11 protein-coding genes are annotated in these 12,251 nt (G+C 71.9%); 1 reads left to right on the forward strand and 10 read right to left on the reverse strand.

Annotated elements, in window-relative coordinates:
- Window positions 1-34 precede the first annotated feature (34 nt).
- A complete protein-coding gene (locus OO62_RS00160; protein ID WP_078616936.1) occupies window positions 35-1,234 on the reverse strand; it encodes a PP2C family protein-serine/threonine phosphatase in 1,200 nt (399 codons plus the stop codon).
- Window positions 1,231-2,907 carry a sensor histidine kinase gene (locus tag OO62_RS00165; protein WP_078616937.1) on the reverse strand — a complete coding sequence of 559 codons (1,677 nt, stop codon included), beginning with the start codon at window positions 2,905-2,907 and terminating at the stop codon, window positions 1,231-1,233. Before OO62_RS00165 ends, OO62_RS00160 begins: the two co-directional genes overlap by 4 nt.
- A 124-nt stretch (window positions 2,908-3,031) precedes the next feature.
- Here OO62_RS00165 and OO62_RS00170 point away from each other — a divergent pair, with 124 nt between their 5' ends.
- A complete protein-coding gene (locus OO62_RS00170) occupies window positions 3,032-3,865 on the forward strand; it encodes a response regulator (RefSeq protein ID WP_206738481.1) in 834 nt (277 codons plus the stop codon).
- 18 nt (window positions 3,866-3,883) lie between these two features.
- On the opposite strand, the gene OO62_RS00175 is transcribed toward OO62_RS00170, so the two are convergent.
- The 8 genes from OO62_RS00175 to OO62_RS00210 form a co-directional block, all read right to left on the reverse strand.
- Window positions 3,884-4,339 (reverse strand): hypothetical protein, encoded by a 456-nt coding sequence (locus OO62_RS00175; RefSeq protein WP_129322939.1) that lies wholly within the window; start codon window positions 4,337-4,339, stop codon window positions 3,884-3,886.
- A gap of 132 nt (window positions 4,340-4,471) precedes the next feature.
- A complete protein-coding gene (locus tag OO62_RS00180; protein ID WP_033265027.1) occupies window positions 4,472-5,353 on the reverse strand; it encodes an RNA polymerase sigma factor SigF in 882 nt (293 codons plus the stop codon).
- A 105-nt stretch (window positions 5,354-5,458) separates the two neighbouring features.
- Window positions 5,459-7,192, reverse strand: coding sequence for a thiamine pyrophosphate-dependent enzyme (locus OO62_RS00185; RefSeq protein ID WP_033265028.1), 1,734 nt, complete (start codon window positions 7,190-7,192; stop codon window positions 5,459-5,461).
- A 20-nt stretch (window positions 7,193-7,212) separates the two neighbouring features.
- Window positions 7,213-8,814 carry an FMN-binding glutamate synthase family protein gene (locus OO62_RS00190; RefSeq protein ID WP_051732475.1) on the reverse strand — a complete coding sequence of 534 codons (1,602 nt, stop codon included), beginning with the start codon at window positions 8,812-8,814 and terminating at the stop codon, window positions 7,213-7,215.
- 180 nt (window positions 8,815-8,994) lie between these two features.
- Window positions 8,995-10,224, reverse strand: coding sequence for an FUSC family protein (locus OO62_RS00195; RefSeq protein ID WP_051732476.1), 1,230 nt, complete (start codon window positions 10,222-10,224; stop codon window positions 8,995-8,997).
- Window positions 10,225-10,289: 65 nt separating this feature from the next.
- Entirely contained in the window at window positions 10,290-11,060 is a 771-nt protein-coding gene (locus tag OO62_RS00200; protein WP_033265029.1) for a restriction endonuclease, read from the reverse strand.
- A 248-nt stretch (window positions 11,061-11,308) separates the two neighbouring features.
- Window positions 11,309-11,632: a winged helix-turn-helix transcriptional regulator gene (locus OO62_RS00205; RefSeq protein ID WP_206738460.1), complete on the reverse strand. Its 324-nt coding sequence runs from the start codon at window positions 11,630-11,632 to the stop codon at window positions 11,309-11,311.
- Window positions 11,633-11,940: 308 nt separating this feature from the next.
- Window positions 11,941-12,246 carry a hypothetical protein gene (locus OO62_RS00210; RefSeq protein WP_033265030.1) on the reverse strand — a complete coding sequence of 102 codons (306 nt, stop codon included), beginning with the start codon at window positions 12,244-12,246 and terminating at the stop codon, window positions 11,941-11,943.
- Window positions 12,247-12,251: the final 5 nt, after the last annotated feature.

The raw sequence follows: 12,251 nt of genomic DNA on the forward strand, positions 1-12,251 counted from the left end.
GTCTCCAGCGGACCCGCACCCGACAGGCATGTGTTCACCCGTTCCAGCTGAGGACGAGCACCGCCAGATCATCGGTGTGCCGGCCGCCGTCGAGGGAACGGGCGGTGCCCGTCAGATGGTTGATCAGAGCGGGCGGTGGCAGGTGCCGGCCCTCCTCGATGATCCGGATGAGGCCGTCCGTGCCCAGCCGCTGATCGCTGTCCGTGTGGCCCTCGACGAGACCGTCGGTGTGCATGAGCAGCGTGGCGCGGGGCGGCATGCTGCACTCCGTGGGGTGCCACGAGGCGCTGCCCGGCAGCATGCCCAGGGCCATGCCGTGCCGCGCCGGCACCAGCCGGGTGGCTTCCGTGGGGGAGATCAGCAGCGGCTCGTCATGGCCGGCGAGGGTCACCGTGGCCCGGTGGCGCGCCGCGTCGAGGACGACCGTCGCGCAGGTCGCGAACATCTCCGCGGCGCTGCGCTCGGCGACCAGTACCTGCTCCATCAGGCCCAGGAGTTCGGTGCCGCGGTGCCCTCCGAGGACGAGGGACCGCCAGGTGATGCGGAGGCAGACCCCGAGCGCGGCGGCGTCCGGGCCGTGCCCGCTGACATCGCCGATGACGGCGTGCAGCAGACCGTCGGGAGTCTCGACGATGTCCAGGAAGTCGCCGCCGAGCAGGGCGTTCTTGCGGCCCGGCAGATAGCAGGTGCTGGAGACCACGGTGGTGGAGCGGAGCAGCGGGGCGGGCAGCAGGCCGCGTTCCAGGCGGGCGTTCTCCTGGGCGCGCAGTTCGTTCTCCCGCAGCCGGGCGGCGGTCCGCTCGGTGTTCTTGCGGTGCAGCGCGTAGCGGATGGCGCGGTCGAGCAGCTCGGGGGTGACGCGTGCCTTCGGCAGGTAGTCCTGGGCGCCGGCGGCCACCGCCTCCAGCCCCGCCCGGGTCTCGTCCAGGCCGGTGAGGACGATGACGGCCGCGTCCGGGCACAGGCTCTGCATCTCCTCGACGGCGCCGATCCCGGAGGCGTCGGGGAGGTGCAGGTCCAGCAGGACGCAGTCCGGCGTCCGGCCGGTGAGGTAGTCGCGGGCCGCGTCGAAGGTCTGCACCCAGGTGAGGCTGACCGGCAGCTCGGTGTCGTTGAGGTATTCCTCGACCAGCACGGCGTCACCGGAGTCGTCCTCGACCAGCAGGACGACCCCCGCGCCGTCCGCGGTCCGGGTGGGGATGACGGGCAGCGGCCGGGCGGCAGGGACGGTCATGACGCGGTCGCCTCTCTCTGCGGGGCACGCTCGGAGGTCTCCGACGCCACGGCCTCGGGAGTGTGGTCGGCCAGGGTGAAGGTGATACGGGTGCCGGGGGAGTGGTCGTGGTCGACGGCGATGGCGCCACCGTGGTACTCGACGACCTTCTTGCACAGCGCCAGCCCGATGCCCGTCCCCGCGTAGCTTTCCCGGGTGTGCAGGCGCTGGAAGATGACGAAGACCTTCTCGCTGTACGCGGGGTCGATGCCGATCCCGTTGTCCTCCATGGCGAACTGCCAGAACCCGTCCTCCTCCTTGCGGACCGACAGGTGAATGGCCGGAGGGCGGTCGGGCGAGCGGAACTTGACCGCGTTGCTCAGCAGGTTCTGCAACAGCATCCCGAGCTGGGTGGGGTCGCCGGGGACCGTCGGCAGCGGGTCGTGGGTGACGGTCGCGGACGCCTCCTCGATGGCGATGCTGAGGGACTCCCGCACCTGCCCGAAGAGCGGCTGGAGGTCGACGGACGTGTGGTCGGCGTGCACCCGTCCCACGCGGGAGAACGCGAGCAGGTCGTTGATGAGCGCCTGCATGCGGTTGGCGCCGTCCACCGCGAAGGCGATGTACTGCTGCGCCCGGTCGTCCAGTTGCTCGGCGTTGCGGCGCTGGAGGAGCTGGCAGAAGCTGGCCACCTTGCGCAGCGGCTCCTGGAGGTCGTGGGAGGCGACGTAGGCGAACTGCTCCAGTTCGTTGTTGGAGCGCTGCAGCTCGGTCGCCTGCTCGTCCAGCTGCGACCGGGCCGCGTCGCTGAACTCCAGCTCCTCGACGAGCCGCTTGCGCATGCCGTCGATGTCGGACGCCAGGGCCCGCAGATCGGCCGGCCCGGTGCCGTGCACCGGCCGGCGGAAGTCGCCCCGGGTCACCGCGCGGACGTCGGAGGACAGTGCGCCCAGGGGAGTGGTCACCGCGCGGCGGAGCCCGACGACGGCGAGCCCGAGCATCGCGAGGACGAGGACGGCGATGGCCGCGGAGACCCAGTTCTGCAGGACCCGCACCCGTTGCAGGTCCGCCCGGGCCCGGTCCCGCTCCTCCTGGAGATGACCGCGCTGGACGGCGAGTTCGGTCCGTACGGCGTCGAAGCTGTGCAGGCCAGCCTGGGCCCGCTGGGTGGCGAGCCGGACCGGTGCGCCGCTCGGTGCGGCGGCGACGGGCCGGGCCACCTGCTTCTGCCACGCCTCGCTCCGCTCCAGTACGCGGGCGAGGTCCTGTGCGGCCTGCCCGTCGTGCCCCAGAAGGGAGCGCAGACGCGCGGCGGCGGCGCGCTCCTGCGCCAGCCCGTCGTGGTACGGCTCCAGGAACTGCCGCTGGCCGGTCAGCCCGTACCCGCGGATGCCGGTCTCCTGGTTGACCAGCGCACTCTCCAGCTTGACCGCGGCGACCAGGGCGGGGCTGGAGCGGTCGACGAGCCGGCCGGTGGCCTCCGCGGAGCGCGCGAAGACCCATATCCCGCACCCGCCCAGGAGAGTCAGCAGCACCATCGTCACGAGCACGCTGACGTTCAGCGTCCGGCGCGTGGTCCACGACGATCCGGTGCGGAGGTCTTCGGGCGGCCGGCCGGCCGCACCGGTGTTGGCCGCCGCACCGGGCCCCTCGGCCCCTTGGGAGCTTTCGCGGTCCGGCAGTTCCTGACTCATCACGCCTGCTCTCTGCAGTCCGCGTCCCCGGTGGGCCGACGGTGTGGGCACAAGCAGCCATAGAGTACAGATTGTCGACAACACAGGTTGTCGGCACTGAGATGATCGCCGTATGGTGCCGACCATGGCCCGCGAGCAGTTTCCCGCCCGCCTCCAGCCCGACGACATAACCGAGTTCGCCGAGAGAGCGGTGCACCAACTCGCGAACGACCTGGCCGGACAAGCCTTCCAGGCCGCTCCCGCAACAGAGCACGACGACGGACCGCCGGCAGCAGGGCGTCCGGCGGACGGCAATCCCGCCCTGGCACGGCTCAGCGCCCTCGCCTACCTGGCGCGTGCCATCGACCTCTGCGCCGACCGACAGGCGCAGGAGGCCGCCGAGAACGGCGCCAAATACCCGCAGATCGGGCAGGCGTGGGGCATCAGCCGGCAGGGTGCCCGACGCCGCTGGCCAGGTCTCGTCTTCGCCTCCCGGCCCGCTGCCCGCCCCCATCCCACCCCTGATCACGGGAGCACCACCATGAACGCGCTGACGTCCGACCGCCCTTACCGCGTCCTGCTCGTCGAGGACGACCCCGCCGATGCCATGCTCATCGAAGACGCGCTGGTCGAACGAGGAGTGGCACGCACCCTGGACCAGGCCGTCGACGGGGTGGCCGCCCTGGAGCACCTGCGAGATCCGGCCACGGAGCGCCCCGACCTGATCGTCCTGGACCTGAACATGCCGCGGATGAACGGCCGGGAACTCCTCGCGGTCCTCAAGGACGACCCCGACCTCGGCAGCATCCCGGTCGTCGTCCTGACCACGTCCGCGGCGCCCGACGACATCAACGACGCCTACCGGCAGCACGCCAACGCCTATGTGACCAAGCCGGTCAACCTGGACGACTTCGTGCGCGCCGTGCACAGCATCGACGCCTTCTTCCTCGACACCGCCGCCAAGATCCAGCGGCCCTGACGACGCTCCGGGCCGACCTCACACGTGACGGGGAGCCGCCAGGCGGGCGGCGGCGATCTCCCGGCCGCGCGCCGCGGTGACCACGCCCACGACGGGCATGGCCGCCAGGGCGAGGAGGACCGGCCCGTAGCCGCCCCTGCTCGACACCGCCATCACCACCACCTCGCCGAAGGACAACGTCCCGCCGATCGCGAAGCAGACCATGGCCCGCAGCGGCGCGGAGGCCAGCAGCCGCTGGGGGACGTACGCCAGCACCAAGCCCGTCACCGCGCCGATCACGGCGCCCACGGCCAGCGAGCCCAGTACGGCGAGGACAGCTCGCGGCGGATCTTCAAGAGTGCTGTCGGTCGGGCCGTGGACCCACCGGGTCACCATCACCATGGCCCACAGCACGGCACACGCGACGGCCGGGATCGCCCCGGCCCGCAGACCGAACACCAGCCCCCGCCGCAGCACGGCACGTGACGTCCCCACCCGACCGCCCCCTCGTCAGCCCGCCTGGCGCGGTCTCGCGGCCCACTTTCTCACCCCGGGTGCACGGCCTTCGTACCGCCCCACCGCCCCGCCCCGCCCCGCCCCGCCCCGCGACGGGGCGGGCCGGCGCGGTCAGTCCGTGCGGAGCATGGCGGTGCGGAGCTGGGCCAGGCAGCGGTTGAGCAAGCGCGAGACGTGCATCTGGGAGATGCCGAGGAGATCGCCGATCTGGGCCTGGGTCAGTTCCTGGCCGAAGCGGAGTTCCAGTATCCGGCGGTCCCGGTCCTCCAGCCGGTCCAGCAGCGGCTTGAGGGTGTGCAGGTCCTCGAAGAGGTCCATGTCCTCGTCGTAGTCACCGAGCAGGTCCGCGAGCGGCGCGTCGTTGCCGTCGTCGCTGATGGTGACGTCGATGGAGGAGGCACTGTAGCCATTGGCGGCGACCTGCCCCTCGATGACCTCTTCCTCCGAAATGTCGAGGTGCGCCGCCAGCTCGGAAACCTTGGGGTCCCGGCCCAGCTCGTTGGCAAGGTGCTCACCGGCGCGGGCGAGGTCGACCCGCAGCTCCTGGAGCCGCCGGGGAACCCGCACGTCCCAGGTGGTGTCACGGAAGAAGCGCTTCATCTCGCCCGTGATGTACGGGATGGCGAGGGTGGTGAACTCCACGTTGCGCGAGAGGTCGTAACGGTCGATGGCCTTGATCAGACCGATCGTGCCGACCTGCACGATGTCCTCGAAGTCATCGCCGCGATTGCGGAACCGCCGGGCCGCGTAGCGCACCAGCGACAGGTTCATCTCGATGAGGGTGTTGCGCGCGTACTGGTACTCGTGCGTGCCCTCCTCCAGCTTCTCCAGCTGCTCGAAGAAGAGGTGAGTCAGTTCCCGGGCGTCGCTGGGAGCGAGGGTCTCGGGCGACTCGATCAGGGGCAGCTCGGAGCACGGAGCGGGCACCGAGGCCGGCCCGTCGACGACACCGCTCTCCTGAATGGTCTCCGCCGTCGCGCTGCTGATGCTCATGAGTGACTCCTTCCCATTCGCTAGCCCCCGGTCGTTGGGGCTCCTGCCCCGCCGAACGCCGAGCATGTACATCTTTTTTGCCGCGTGTCCGGCCCGCACGCCTGGTCAGTCGGTGTCGCCCGCGCTGCGCAGGAACTCCTTGGCCTTCGCGATGGCGAAACCCCAGCCCTGCTCGACCGTCGGCTTGGGCGGCACGGATATCTCGTCCGGGTTGGTGAGCACGTCCAGCAGCACCGGCCCCTCGGTGGCGAACGCCTCCCGCACGGCCTCGTTGAGCCGCGCCGGATCGGTGACCCGGATGCCGGTGATGCCCAACGCCGAGGCCACCGCGGCGAAATCGGGGTTGTCGAGTTCGGTCCCGAACTCCGGCAGCCCCGCCTGCTCCTGTTCCAGCTTCACCATGCCCAGGCGCCGGTTGTCGAAGAGCACGAGCTTCACCGGCAGTTGATAGGTGCGCAGGGTCAGCACGTCGCCCAGCAGCATGCTCAGGCCGCCGTCCCCGCAGAAGGCCACCACCTGCCGGTCCCGGTCGAGGAACTGCGCGCCGAGCGCCTGCGGCAGCGCGTTCGCCATCGAGCCGAGGTTGTAGGAACCCAGCAGGCGGCGCGTACCCCGCATGCGGACGAAGCGGGAGAGCCAGACGGTGGCCATGCCGGTGTCGGACGTGAACACGGCGTCGTCGGCGGCGGCTTCGTCGACGGCCGCGGCCAGCGCCTCCGGCCGGATCAGGTGGTGGCGGTTGTCCAGGCCGGCGCGGACCTTGCCGAGCAGGCTCTCGTCGTGCCGCGGTGAGGCCAGCTTCAGCTGGGAGCTGCGCCAGCGGTCGAACCGTTCCCGGGCCCGCTCCAGGTGGCCCGGGTCCTTCTCCTTCGTCAGCAGGCTGAGCAGCCCGCGCACGGTGGGGCCGACGTCACCCACCAGCGGGGCGTCCACCGGGACCCGCCGGCCGATGTGCGCGGCCTCGGAGTCGACCTGGACGACCTTCTTGCCGGTCGGATACCACTCCCTATACGGGAAGTCGGTGCCCAGCAGCAGGAGCGTGTCGGCGTCGTCCAGCGCCTTGGCGGCCGCGGGGTTGCCGATCAGCCCGGTCTGGCCGACCTCGAAGGGGTTGTCCTCCTCGAACCCCTCCTTGGCCTTCAGCGTCAGCACCATGGGGGCGGCCAGCCGTTCGGCGAGCCGGAGCACATCGCCGCGGGCGTGCCGGGCTCCCTTGCCGACCAGCAGCGTGACCCGGTCGGCCGCGTCGAGGAGCCCGGCGGCGTCCGCGAGTTCGGGGTCGTCGGGGCGGCTGCCGGTCCGGGGCAGCGAGAATCGGGGCTCCCGGTCGTCGGGGACCTCCCGGTCGCCGAGGTCCCCGGGGACGGTCAGCACCGCCACGCCCTTGCGCGCCAGCGCGGTACGCACCGCGTGCTCCAGCAGGCCGGGCAGCTGGTCCGGCGAGGTGATCGTCGCGCGGAACACGGCGACGTCGCGGAAGAGCAGGTCGTTGTCGACCTCCTGGAAGGTGTCGCTGCCCATGTCGGCCAGCGGCACCTGGCCGGCGATGGCCAGTACGGGGGTGTGGCTCTTCGCCGCGTCGTAGAGGCCGTTGAGCAGATGCACGGAACCGGGGCCGACGGTGCCCATGCACACGCCGAGCGTGCCGGTCAGCTGGGACTGCGCCCCGGCGGCGAAGGCCGCCGCCTCCTCGTGCCGGCACCCGACCCACTCCGTTCCGTCGGCCCGCCGGATGGCGTCCGTGAGGGGGTTGAGTGCGTCGCCGACCACGCCGAAGACTTGCTGAACCCCCAGCTGTTCGAGGGAGTCGACGATGACCTGGGCAACGGTGCGAGCCATGTGGCGGTCCTTTCGTTACGTCAGACGGTGAAGTGGTCGGGGTCGGCCGCCGCCCAGTCCGCGGCCCAGTCCTGTGGGGGAGCGGCCAGCAGCTCGCCGGGGGAGAGCCACGCGTACAGCTCCTCGTACGAGCGGACGGTGAGCGGGTCGAGGCGGCGGCGCAGCATGTGCGGCCGGAGCTCGTCCGGGTGCTGCACACCCATCGAGCCCATGATCTGCAGGGCGCTGTCCACCGTCGCCTGCTGGAACCGGTGCACGCGCGCCGACTTGTCCCCGACGTCCAGGGCACGGGCCCGGTGCGGGTCCTGGGTCGCCACCCCGACCGGGCAGGTGTTGGTGTGGCAGCGCTGGGCCTGTATGCAGCCGACGGCCATCATCATGGCGCGCGCCGCGTTGGTGAAGTCGGCGCCCTGGATCATGCGCTTGACCATGTCCGCCCCGGTGGCCACCTTCCCGCTCGCGCCGACCTTGACACGGTCCCGCAGCCCGCAGCCGACCAGCGCGTTGTGCACGGTGATCAGTCCCTCGGTCAGCGGGGAGCCCAGATGGTCGGCGAACTCCAGCGGAGCGGCCCCGGTGCCGCCCTCGGCGCCGTCGACGATGATGAAGTCCGGGGTGACGCCCTCCTGGAGCATGGCCTTGCAGACCGCGAGGAACTGCCGTCGGGAGCCGACGCAGAGCTTGAACCCGGTGGGCTTGCCGCCCGCCAGGGCGCGCATCCTCGCGAGGAAGCGGACCAGTTCGCGCGGGGTGGAGAAGGTCTGGTGGTAGGGCGGGGAGATCACCGTCCGCCCTTCCGGCACCTCCCGGACCCGGGCGATCTCCGCGCTGACCTTGTCGCCGGGCAGTACGCCGCCGATGCCCGGCTTGGCGCCCTGGGACAGTTTCAGGGAGACGCACTTGATGCTGTCGTGCGCGGCCTTGTCGGCGAACTCGGACGGGGCGAAGGCGCCCTGCGCCGTCCGGCAGCCGAAGTAGCCGGTCCCGATTTCCCAGACGAGATCGCCACCGTTCCGCAGGTGGTACTCGGACAGGCCGCCCTCCCCGGTGTCGTGGGCGAACCCGCCGAGGGCGGCACCGCGGTTCAGGGCGAGGATCGCGTTGGCGGACAGCGAGCCGAAACTCATCGCCGAGACGTTCAGCAGCGCCATGTCGTACGGCCGGGTGCAGTCCGGGCCGCCGACCCGGATCGTGGGACGCGCTTCGGGAACCGGCTTGGGCGCCATCGACGGCACCATGAACTCGTAGCCGGCGGCGTAGACGTCGCGTTCGGTGCCGAAGGGCTCCTCCGCCTCGGTGCCCTTGGCCCGCTCGTAGATGATGCTGCGCACGTCACGGTCGAAGGGCCGGCCGTCGAAGTTGCGCTCGACGAAGTACTGCTGGAGCTCCGGCCTGATCGCTTCCAGCGCGAACCGCAGATGGCCGATGACCGGGTAGTTGCGCAGCACCGAGTGCCGACGCTGCGCCAGGTCCGCGACGCCGACCGCGCCGAGGCCGAGGAAGAGCAGGGCCGGCGGCCACCACCAGGGCGACGACAGCACGGCGGCCGCCGCGAGACCGACCGCGACGACGAGCAGCGCCGCCACCGACAGCCACCGGAACAGATGGGCGAAGGGACGCATCCGCGCGCCGTCCGGACGTCCGCCGGAGCCGGCCCGCGAACCGCTCACGCCAGCGTTGGTGGTCACCATCAGCTCCCGAGAAGTAGGGCGACGGCCCCGCGCCGCGACGGACGCCCAGGGACGGACGGGCGGGACCGGGCCGTTCGATCAACGCTGGCCGTGTACCCGCCCGCCCCCGCTTCAGTCGGAGTCGTGCAGGTCGTGGGGCTGCCGGTCGACGTACCGCTGGAGGACGTCACAGGTGTGCTGGAACTCCTCCATGAGCCGGGTGGCCTCGACGACGAGCACCCCGTACGGGCGCGCCGGGTCCGCCAGCGGCAGGGCGTCCCGCTCGGCCTGCTCGGTCACCTCGTGGCAGCGTTGCCGCGCCGTGTCGGCCAGTTGGCACAGTTGGCGGGCCTGCTCGCGCAGGTGGTCCTGGTCCAGCTCGCCGAGGACCTGGGCCAGCCGGGCGACCGCTTCGAGGAAGTCCGCGTAGCGGGCGAGGAAGGAGCGGAAGGGGTAGTCCTCGTCGGCCTGCTGCCACTGGCGGAGGCTCCGGGTGAGCGACGCGATCTGGTGGAGGGTGCGCCCCAGCGCTTCGAGCACCGCGCCGTACCCGGCGAAGCCGGTCCGTCCGCGGTGCCGGCGGAAGAGCCGCCGGGGGTTGTAGTAGAGGCTCTCCTCGGCGGTCCGCAGCCCGGACCGGGCCTGCGCGATCAGCCCTTCCGTCTGCTCGGCCCGGGTCTGCCAGTGCCGGCTGCGCTCCTCGCCCGGCTCGCCCTCCCGCAGCACCGGATACATGTCGCTGACCAGGTCGCACAGGGCGTGCGCCAGGGTGTGGATGCCGTGTTCGGCGCCGCGGTAGCGCAGCGGCGGCATCACCGCGATGTTGATGACGACGCCCACGCCGCAACCGATGAGGACGAGCAGGATGATCTGTCCCAGCTGGGTGATCTTTTCGAGGTCCGAACTCGCCGAGAGGTAGGTGGAGTAGGCGAAGAACGCCGCCGTGGCCACCTGGGAGCCCTGTGCCCCGAGCGCCGGCCACCGGCCGATGGCCAGGGCGACCAGTGCCACCAGGAGGAACGTCAGCAGGTCGGGCCCGACCAGGAAGCCCAGGGCGGCCTGCACCGCGACCCCGGCCGAGACGGCGCCCACATAGCGCAGCGACTGCAGCAGTGACTGGTAGACGGTGACCTGCATGATCAGCACCGCGGAGAACGGTGCGAACGCCGGCGACTGGGCGTGCAGCAGGTTGTACGAGATCACCCAGGAGAGCGTGGCGGCCAGGGTGCTCTTGCCGATCAGGAGCAGGGTGCGGCGCTCGTATCCCTCCGATCCCCAGGCCCGCTGCCACCACTGGGCCACCCGGTGGATCCAGCCCTGCGGGGCGGGCAGCCTCCGTCGCTCCGCTTCCTGTCCGGCCATGCGCACGCTCCGTTCGTCGTCCGGCCACACCGTTGCCCGGTTTTCCGTGTGCGGAACCAGCGCGCTCACTCCCACGGCGCCGGGCCGGTACCGGATGCCCAGCCGACGAGGTCGTCGTGGTCGAAGCAGAGGATTCCGCACCGGTCGGCGTATTCCCGCGCCGGTTCGGTGAAGGCGCTGGTGGTGACGACGGCCGCGACATCGGCGCCGTGGACGGTGAAGCAGGTGCCGCCGAACCGCTGGAGATCCTGGGAGCCCACCTTGTTGTCCGCGCAGTAGCGCTTGCACTGGATGACGAGGCTGCGGCCGTCGGGGGCCACGGCGACCACGTCCGCGCCGAGGTCGTTGGCGCCGCCGACCACCTGCACCTCCGCGCAGCCGTCGCGCTCGCACAGCCCGGCCACCGCCTCCTCGAACGCGTCGGCGTCCATCTCCGCGTAGTCGTCGAGCTCCACCGGGCGCGGGTCGACGTACTCCAGCGGGGGCGCGTCGACGTCCTCCACCGGGCTCGGTGCGACCTCCTCCACCGGGGGTGCGGGCACGGGTTCGCCGGCCACGGTCACGGAGGCCGCGGACGTCCGGCCGTGCGGGGCCGTCCGGGCGGCGGCCCGCCCGCGGCGTCCCCGGTGCAGCAGCACCGCCAGTGCCATGATCACGACCAGCCCGACGACGACGGCGGGGCCGGGATGCGCACCCGCGGCGGCCACCGCCTTCCGCAGGGTCAGGCCCACTCCGGTGACGCCGATCGCGAGGACGCCGAACGAGACGGACAGCTGGCGCAGGCTGAAGGCGGTCCGGCGGCGCGGGGCCCTCGGCCGGCGTATGGGGGTCACCATGGTCTGTTGCTTCTCCCAACGGTCAACGAAGATCGTTTGGACCGTGTGCCCCCAACTCGCCGGCTCACCGCAACGGGGCGGATTCCAGGCGGTGTTGTTCCGGAAGGAGGCGGGGAGAGGGCGTACCGGTCGGTGACCGGGGTACGGGACGGACAGGGCCGGGACGTGCCGCGGCGGCGGTCATCCTCGCGGCGGCGTCCCGGCCCCGGCCGACCGGGAGGAGGCGGGGCCCGCCCCCGGGCCCCGCCTCACCGCCGTGGGCGCGCTACAACGCCGGACCCCGGCCGGTCCGGCAGCACCCGGGCGAGTTCGGCGGCCCAGCCCTCGGCCCAGTGGTGCAGGCCCCGCAGTTCTTCGCAGGCTCCCTCGCCGAGCGGGGTCAGCCGGTAGCCGTCCCCGGCGTCGCGCTCGACGAGGCGGGATTCCCGCAGCTCGGTGAGGCGTTGGTGCAGCACGCTGGACGACATGCCGTCGCACCGCTGCTGGAGGGGCCGGAAGCCGAGGGTGCCGTCCCGGAGCTCCCACAGGATGCGCAGGGTCCACCGGCGCCCGAACAGGTCGAGCGCCGCCATCAGCGGGCGCCCCGCGGACGATCCGCGAACCGGCCGTCGGGGTGCGGGAGTTGTCGCCATCATGCCTTCCGTTCTTCCGTGCCCGGGGGACGGGTCTTCCTCTTCCGCGCACCCTATGGTGCTTCGACTTCAGAAGCGCTACCCTCCGGTCAACTGCCTCTGAAACAGAAGCTTCGCCGACTTCCCCGGACCGGCGGGCCGTTAGCCAGGTGTGAGCCGTGCGGCGGCGGGGGCGGGCCGAGGGCCGGTATCCCGCCGTCACCCGGCGCCCCTTCCGTGCGGGCGCCGGGCTCCTCGGCCGGAGGCGGTCAGCAGACGGCGGTCCGGGCGTACGTCTTCGAGCCGTAGCGCACCGTCAGTGAGCCCCCGTTCGACATGGTGAAACACGGGGTCTCGGAACCGTCCTTGAAGACGACCGTGATCCGCATCGTCCTGTTGCACCAGTTCGCGAGGTCGACGTAGTGCCCGGCGGCGTTGACGCTCCGGCTGACGCACGCCGGCGCCGTGCCACCCGCCGCCGCGGCCGGGCCGGCCAGCGCGACCGGTGCGGCGATGGCGGCGAGCCCCATCACCGTGGAGGCGGCGGCGATCCTGGCCTTCGATGTCTTCCGCATGGTGT

The organism is Streptomyces lydicus, assembly GCF_000717345.1.
In the GTDB taxonomy this organism is placed as follows: domain Bacteria; phylum Actinomycetota; class Actinomycetes; order Streptomycetales; family Streptomycetaceae; genus Streptomyces; species Streptomyces lydicus.

Bases quoted from the DNA above. Each gene is read 5' to 3' on its own strand.
- OO62_RS00195 (WP_051732476.1), bottom strand. From the start codon at position 10,224: ATGGCCGGACAGGAAGCGGAGCGACGGAGGCTGCCCGCCCCGCAGGGC.
- OO62_RS00160 (WP_078616936.1), bottom strand. From the start codon at position 1,234: ATGACCGTCCCTGCCGCCCGGCCGCTGCCCGTCATCCCCACCCGGACC.
- OO62_RS00180 (WP_033265027.1), bottom strand. From the start codon at position 5,353: ATGAGCATCAGCAGCGCGACGGCGGAGACCATTCAGGAGAGCGGTGTC.
- OO62_RS00190 (WP_051732475.1), bottom strand. From the start codon at position 8,814: ATGCGTCCCTTCGCCCATCTGTTCCGGTGGCTGTCGGTGGCGGCGCTG.
- OO62_RS00170 (WP_206738481.1), top strand. From the start codon at position 3,032: ATGGCCCGCGAGCAGTTTCCCGCCCGCCTCCAGCCCGACGACATAACC.
- OO62_RS00165 (WP_078616937.1), bottom strand. From the start codon at position 2,907: ATGAGTCAGGAACTGCCGGACCGCGAAAGCTCCCAAGGGGCCGAGGGG.
- OO62_RS00210 (WP_033265030.1), bottom strand. From the start codon at position 12,246: ATGCGGAAGACATCGAAGGCCAGGATCGCCGCCGCCTCCACGGTGATG.
- OO62_RS00200 (WP_033265029.1), bottom strand. From the start codon at position 11,060: ATGGTGACCCCCATACGCCGGCCGAGGGCCCCGCGCCGCCGGACCGCC.
- OO62_RS00185 (WP_033265028.1), bottom strand. From the start codon at position 7,192: ATGGCTCGCACCGTTGCCCAGGTCATCGTCGACTCCCTCGAACAGCTG.
- OO62_RS00205 (WP_206738460.1), bottom strand. From the start codon at position 11,632: ATGGCGGCGCTCGACCTGTTCGGGCGCCGGTGGACCCTGCGCATCCTG.